At 48.9% G+C, this 6,474-nt stretch carries 4 protein-coding genes and 1 pseudogene; 1 reads left to right on the top strand and 4 read right to left on the bottom strand.

Going from position 1 to position 6,474, the window contains the following annotated elements; genetic code table 11:
* The 4 genes and pseudogenes from EAO38_RS04825 to prfB form a co-directional block, all read right to left on the bottom strand.
* A pseudogene (locus EAO38_RS04825) lies at nt 1-1,707 on the bottom strand (hypothetical protein); the annotation flags it as partial.
* A 204-nt stretch (nt 1,708-1,911) separates the two neighbouring features.
* On the bottom strand, nt 1,912-3,195 hold the full coding sequence (locus EAO38_RS04820) for a peptidase U32 family protein (RefSeq protein WP_235852519.1): 1,284 nt from the start codon (nt 3,193-3,195) through the stop codon (nt 1,912-1,914).
* Nucleotides 3,192-3,926 (bottom strand): protein phosphatase CheZ, encoded by a 735-nt coding sequence (cheZ, locus tag EAO38_RS04815; protein ID WP_121021636.1) that lies wholly within the window; start codon nt 3,924-3,926, stop codon nt 3,192-3,194. Before cheZ ends, EAO38_RS04820 begins: the two co-directional genes overlap by 4 nt.
* A 53-nt stretch (nt 3,927-3,979) precedes the next feature.
* Nucleotides 3,980-5,071 carry a peptide chain release factor 2 gene (prfB, locus tag EAO38_RS04810; protein WP_121021634.1) on the bottom strand — a complete coding sequence of 364 codons (1,092 nt, stop codon included), beginning with the start codon at nt 5,069-5,071 and terminating at the stop codon, nt 3,980-3,982.
* 56 nt (nt 5,072-5,127) lie between these two features.
* Between prfB and gdhA the strand changes: the two genes are divergently transcribed.
* Nucleotides 5,128-6,471 carry an NADP-specific glutamate dehydrogenase gene (gene gdhA, locus EAO38_RS04805; protein WP_121021632.1) on the top strand — a complete coding sequence of 448 codons (1,344 nt, stop codon included), beginning with the start codon at nt 5,128-5,130 and terminating at the stop codon, nt 6,469-6,471.
* The last annotated feature ends 3 nt before the right edge of the window (nt 6,472-6,474 follow it).

The following is a 6,474-nucleotide window of genomic DNA, read 5'->3' as shown; positions in this document are numbered from 1 at the left end:
GGGTGGGGGGCGCGAGAGGTGGGGGTGTTGGGGATAGAGGCGGTGGGGGGGGATGGGGTAGGTGTTTTGGGGTTTAAAGCTATTGAGGGCGTTGGTGGCAGCCGTGGCGTTAGCGATGGCGCCACTGCTGCCCTGCAGGGCTTGGAGTTGTTGTTGGAGGGTGCTCTCCAGCGCGCCGGTTTGGTTGCTCAACCAGCCAAAATAGCCCATAAACATCGCCTGCGCCCACCAGTTATACCCACACACCGCATAGCCCTGTGAAAAATCCAAACCAATGGCTGGCGAATCGTAGCAGTATTTCACATTAGGGCTATTCCACTTTGAAATAACTTCGTTCTTTTGAGAAGCCGAGGGGGTCGCAGGGGGGCCAGTATGTGTGTGTGCCCCGGGCACTAAACTCATCAGCCACACCGGGTTGAGTACAAAGGTTTGGAGCATGTCGGGTACAAAGGTGTTGACATACGCGTCCACTAAGGTGGTCGCGGCGCTAAAATTGCCATTGTTGAGCGCCGTACTTATCGTGGTGTACATCTTAGAATTAGTGAAATTGCCCTCAAAGCCAGCCTCCCCCACATAGCCATTCATAAAGTTAAAAAAGTTCTGCATGCCCGCTATGGCTGTTTTGGGGTTTACACCGCTACAATCCCCTCTAGAGCAGTTAGAAGGGCCGATGTAGACATTTTTTTGGAGCTCGGCGACATTAAAAAGGGTGTTCCAAATTTGTTGAGGGGTTAGGCCGTATTTGCTTGCCGCACTTGTAAAGCTATTTAGCACACCAGTTGTCCCCCCCTCGTAGCCACAATTGTTAATAGAGCTCGCTTGGTTATTGATGATGATGTCAAACACGCAGGTGTCGCCCGCATTGATATATCCCTGTTTAGCAATAGAGGCGTTGTTGAGAAAAAAGGTTTGTCCATTGGCGTAATTGACCCATTGGTTATGAAAGGCGCGCCCCACGGTCTGGGTGATGCTTGTGATCTGGGCTAAGGCTTGGCTAATGGCGGTGTTTTTTGCATTGGTGAGCGTGGAGAGCTTGTTGGCGTTCTCAAGGGCGATTTTTTGATTGGCCTTGCTCAGTCCTTGAATATCCCCGCTCACAATAGAAATCATGTGGTTGATGTCATCGCTAAGGGTGGAGATCGCCTGACTCACTTGCGCGGGGCTGAGATCGGAGATATTGCCTTGCAAGAGGGGGGGGAGGGCTAGGGGGGTGTAGGGCACCCCTAGTTCTTTAGCCACCTGGGCGATCTGGGTGTTGTAAGAATCAAAGGTTTTGATCGCATTTTGCAAAATGACTTGGTTTTGGCTGGTGGAGTGGCCTAGAGCCTGCTGGTAGCTCTTGAGCGCGTTTTGGGCTTGGGACACTAGGTTTTGGTTGGCGGCTTGGTAGTTTTTAAGGATATTGGCCAAATAATTTTCGTAGTCTTGGACGCTGGTAGTGATTTGGTTGAGATCAGCGCTGGGGTTGGCGATGGCAGATTCAATTTTTGCCAACAGACTTTGGAGCGCGATAGAATTGGGGTTGAGCTTTTGGAGCTGCTGGGCTAGGGCTTTGAGCTGGGCGATGGTCTGGGCTTGGTTGGCTTGGAGCTGGGCGATGGTGTTGTTGTAGTCTTGGAGCTCTTTGTGGTAGGCTTGCATTTTTTGCGCATTATCGCTGGGCACGCTGCGTACACTCTCTACAGAGTTGCCCCCCCCAAGACTCATCCCAAAGGAGAAAAACCCCCCATCCAAGTACGAAGCAAGGGGGTGGGCTAATGCCCAAGAACAGACCCACAAAAAAAGAGCGCAAAACCTCAGCATAGACTTATTGTAACATACCGCCTTTTTAAAAGTTGTGAAGCAGGGAGAATGCGATCAAAAACACTGCAACACACCTCTTTTAGAATCTTTAAAAACAAGATGGGCGCGCTAATTTGAAGGGGCACTCTTAGTACGCAAAAAACTATGGGGGGGTAATTTGGTGGGGAGTCTAACCGGGTGGGTGTTGCCACTATGGATAGCCTCTAATTCTCTCCCATCTTGAAGCAAGATTTTGTACAAACACAGATAGTGTTTTCCCTCAAAGGTGTAGATTTTCCCAATCTCATTGAACATAGGGGCTAGTTCTGCTTTATAGGGCAGTACGATTTCATAGTTAGTATGGGGTTTGGTGGTGAATTTGCACAAGAAGTATTCCCCATTTTCTAACACCTCGCCATTGACCTGAAAATCCCCTTCGCTGATCGCGCTTTTAAAGTTTTGGGTGTCTAGTTTTTCATAGGGGCGTTTGATGAGATAGCCCTCACTGAAGCCCCGGTTTTTGAGCGTGGAAAGTTCTGCCTGATAAAGGGCGGGGCGGTGTTGGTTGTTATAATAGTCTTCTATAGCGGTGCGGTAGGTTTTGGTGGTGATGGCCGCATAATAGCTAGACTTGGTACGCCCCTCGATCTTGAACGCGCTAATGGCCTTGCTCTCTAGAATCGTGGCAATGTGGTTGGCCAGATTTAAATCTTTGGCATTGAGAATATGCGTCCCTATCCCCTCTTCTTCTTCAAGGCGCATCATCACGCCGGTATCGGGGTTCTTGATATAGTATTCATAGTCAAAACGGCAGTCATTGGCGCAACTCCCCCGGTTGGGCACGCGCCCATGTTGCAAAGCTGAGATGAGACAACGCCCTGAAAAGGCAAAGCACATGCTCCCATGTACAAAGATTTCTAGCTCCAAATCCGGCAGGGCTTTTTTGATTTCTAGCACATCGTTTAAACTCATTTCTCTAGCCACCACAATGCGCTTAACCCCCATTTCATAAAAGGCTTGCGCGTCCAGCACATTCATCACATTGGCTTGGGTGGAGAGGTGGATGGGGATGTGGGGGGTGAGTTTTTGGGCGAGTTTGAGCACGCCGATCGTGGCGATGATGAGCGCGTCTACTTTGCAATCGGCGAGTTTGTATAAATGTTCCTCTAAGAGTTTGATTTGGGAGTTAAAGGGGAAGGCGTTCAAAGTGGCATAAAATTTCTTGCCCCGCGCATGAGTGAGTGCGACACCCTCTTTAAAGCTTTCTAAATCAAAATTCTTAGAGGCGCGGTTGCGCAAAGAGAACTGCCCCAAGCCTCCATAAAGCGCGTCCGCGCCATAATCTAGGGCGATTTTGAGCTTGTGCAGATTACCTGCAGGGGCCAGCAATTCTATAGGCACACAAGGGCTCACTTCTTTCCGAAAGCGGCGATCAACGCCTCAATATCGCTCTCACTGGCTACACTCTCGCTATCATCGCCAATGATATAAGAGGCAGAGCTGACCCGCTTAGAATCCTCAATATTGCCCTCAAAGAGGGAATTCATGTATTGCGTGAGGGCGCGCATGACATTGATCACCCGCTCGATCTTTTGGCGGTGGATGTCTTGGAATTGCATAATATCCATCGCCTGCATCGCGCTATCTGAGCACCCCTCTGCGCTTTCTTGAATGCGTTCGATGCCCTTTAAGATCTCTTGAGTCTCTTCTAAGGAGGTTTGGAAAGTGCGAATCAAGGGAAAAGCTTGTGCTAGGGTTTCAAAAATCTCTAAATGTTTTTGCAAGGGGGCTTTAATTTTATTGAGGGTTTTGATGATGTTTTCTGAGCTCGCGCTAATGTAATCCAGCTGGTCAAAAACTTGGGTTGCTTTCACCTCTGAATCGCGCGTAACATCATCGAGCTGGTGGACTACCTTATGTTCTTCAGTGGGAGGAGGGGGAGGCCATTCTTCCGAATCTATCTTGCCATATTTTTCGCTCTTCTTCTTATCCACCTTATAGTGTTCGTAGGTATCATTCCAACCCTTCTCTTTTTCTTCCTTAGAGCGCGCCATCTCTTCGCTACGCTCTGCTTCCTTGTCTAAAGGCTCCATTGCCTCCAACCCCCCCCCATTGATCAAGGCATCCAATTCTTCTTGCGTCATTCACTCTCCTTGAATTTGGCCCGAATTATAGCTAAAGACTTTTTGCGTCTAGCTTATTGCGCTTTAGAGACGAGCACGGCCTCCATGATCGCATCCAAGTCCCCATCTAAAATCGCTTCCACATTGCTATAGGCGATTTCAGAGCGCGCGTCTTTGATCTGTTGGTAGGGGGCTAGGACATAGCTTCTAATTTGGTGTCCCCAACCAATTTCGCTCTTTTCCTCTGTACTGCTTTGTTCTCTTTGCTTGTGCAATTCCAATTCGTAAAGACGGGATTTGAGCATTTTGAGCGCCATCGCTTTATTTTTATGCTGGCTGCGATCGTTTTGGCATTGCACCACAATGCCCGTTGCAAAATGGGTGATGCGGATGGCCGATTCGGTTTTATTAACATGTTGCCCACCCGCCCCGCTGGCACGGTAGGTGTCGATTCGAATGTCCTTGTCTTCAATCACAATATCGATATCATCGTCCACTTCTGGACTCACCTGTACACTAGCAAAACTGGTATGCCGTTTGCCATTAGCATTAAAGGGCGACATGCGTACAAGGCGGTGTACCCCATTTTCATTTTTCATATAACCATAGACATTCACCCCTCTAATGATAAAGGCAACCCCCTTAATCCCCGCCTCTTCGCCCTCTTGATAGTCCAAAAGTTCTACCCTAAAGCCCTTGCGCTCGGCCCAACGCAAATACATCCTATAGAGCATGTTCCCCCAATCCTGACTCTCCACTCCCCCCACACCCGGCTGGATACTCACAATGGCATCACGCCCATCATGGGCATTGGCCAACATCACGCCCACTTCTAAGCTTTGTACCCGCGCTTCCAAACTGGGCGCGTCTTCAAAGAGTTGGGCAAGAGTGCTAGGGTCTTCATTTTGCACCAGTTCAAAGAGTTCGCGCGCTTCCAGCAAAGCGTTTTTAGTACTCTGATATGTGTCTAAAAGCCGTTCTAGCTTGGCCTTTTCTTGGTTTTTGGCCGCGGCGCGTTCTTGATCCTGCCAAAAGAGGGGATCGGCCTGTTGGGACTCTAGAGTCTCTAGCGCGCTTTGTAATTGCTCAGGTTTGATAATTTGGGCAACATTCTGGCACTTGCTTTCAAGTTCTTTGAGTAATTCGCTGTACTGATAAGCGTCCATGACATTCCATTAAGGGTTTTCTTGTAACATAGCATTATTATTTTTAAAGGACGCTCATGTACGCTACCCAAGTTTTAGACAGAATTAAGAAGGCCTGCCCTCATCAACGCGAGTTCTACCAAGCCGTTAGTGAGTTGTTACACTCTCTAGCCCCTGTACTCAAAGACCCCATTTATCAAAAGCATGCCATTTTAGAACGCCTTGTAGAACCCGATCGCGAGATTTTTTTCCGCGTGGCGTGGATGGACGATACCGGGAGGATTCAAGTCAACCGGGGTTGTCGGATTGAATTTAACGCCGCCATTGGGCCTTATAAGGGAGGATTGAGGTTTCACCCCAGCGTGAATGAAAGTATTATTAAGTTTTTAGGCTTTGAACAAATCTTTAAAAACGCGCTCACCACGCTAAACATGGGGGGTGCTAAGGGGGGGAGTGATTTTGACCCTAAGGGCAAGAGCGATGCGGAGATCATGCGTTTTTGTCAAGCCTTTATGGACGAGCTGTACCGCCATATTGGCGCGCTCACCGATGTACCTGCCGGGGATATTGGAGTGGGGGCGCGCGAGATCGGCTATCTCTTTGGGCGTTACAAGAAATTGGTGAATCGTTTTGATGGAGTGTTCACCGGTAAGGGTTTAGATTGGGGTGGGAGTTTGGTCCGCAAAGAGGCAACCGGCTATGGCTGTGTTTATTTCGCCCAAGAAATGCTAGGGGCTAGGAAGGAGGACTTGGCTGGTAAGGTGTGTAGCATTTCTGGAAGCGGAAATGTGGCGATTTACACCATTGAAAAACTCTATGAAGTGGGGGCTATCCCTGTAACCGCTAGTGATTCTAAGGGCATGGTTTATGATAAAGAGGGGATTGATCTGGACTTGCTCAAAGAAATTAAAGAGGGAAGGGGAGGGCGCATTGAGGAGTATGCCCAACATAAGCGCAGCGCGGAGTACACAGATGCCAAGAATTATAAGAGTGGCACAAATGGCGTATGGAGTGTACCTTGTTTTGCAGCTTTCCCCAGCGCAACCCAAAATGAACTCAGCGAAATAGACGCGCAAACTCTTTTAAACAATGGGTGCAAGTGTGTGGTGGAGGGGGCCAACATGCCCTCTAGCACTAAAGCGGCGGAAATGTTTTTACAGGCTAAAATTTGCTATGGTCCGGGCAAGGCGGCTAATGCGGGCGGGGTGGCTGTGAGTGGGTTGGAAATGGCACAAAATGCGAGCATGTATCCTTGGAGCTTTGAAGTGGTCGATCGCCAGTTGCGCACCATTATGAAAGAAATTTTTGAAAACAGCGCGCAGACTGCCCAAGAGTTTGGCGACCCGACAAATCTGGTGTTAGGGTCTAATATCGCTGGGTTTAGAAAAGTCGCAGATGCGATGATCGATCAGGGATATTAAATT

The organism is Helicobacter vulpis (assembly GCF_003660395.1).
Taxonomy (GTDB): Bacteria; Campylobacterota; Campylobacteria; order Campylobacterales; family Helicobacteraceae; genus Helicobacter; species Helicobacter vulpis.
Note: the sequence above shows the minus strand (reverse complement) of the source record. Positions and strands in the feature narration are given on the sequence as shown.

What these genes read in the sequence shown, in the direction of transcription:
- cheZ (WP_121021636.1), bottom strand. Translation starts at nt 3,926, where the DNA reads ATGACGCAAGAAGAATTGGATGCCTTGATCAATGGGGGGGGGTTGGAG.
- prfB (WP_121021634.1), bottom strand. Translation starts at nt 5,071, where the DNA reads ATGGACGCTTATCAGTACAGCGAATTACTCAAAGAACTTGAAAGCAAG.
- gdhA (WP_121021632.1), top strand. Translation starts at nt 5,128, where the DNA reads ATGTACGCTACCCAAGTTTTAGACAGAATTAAGAAGGCCTGCCCTCAT.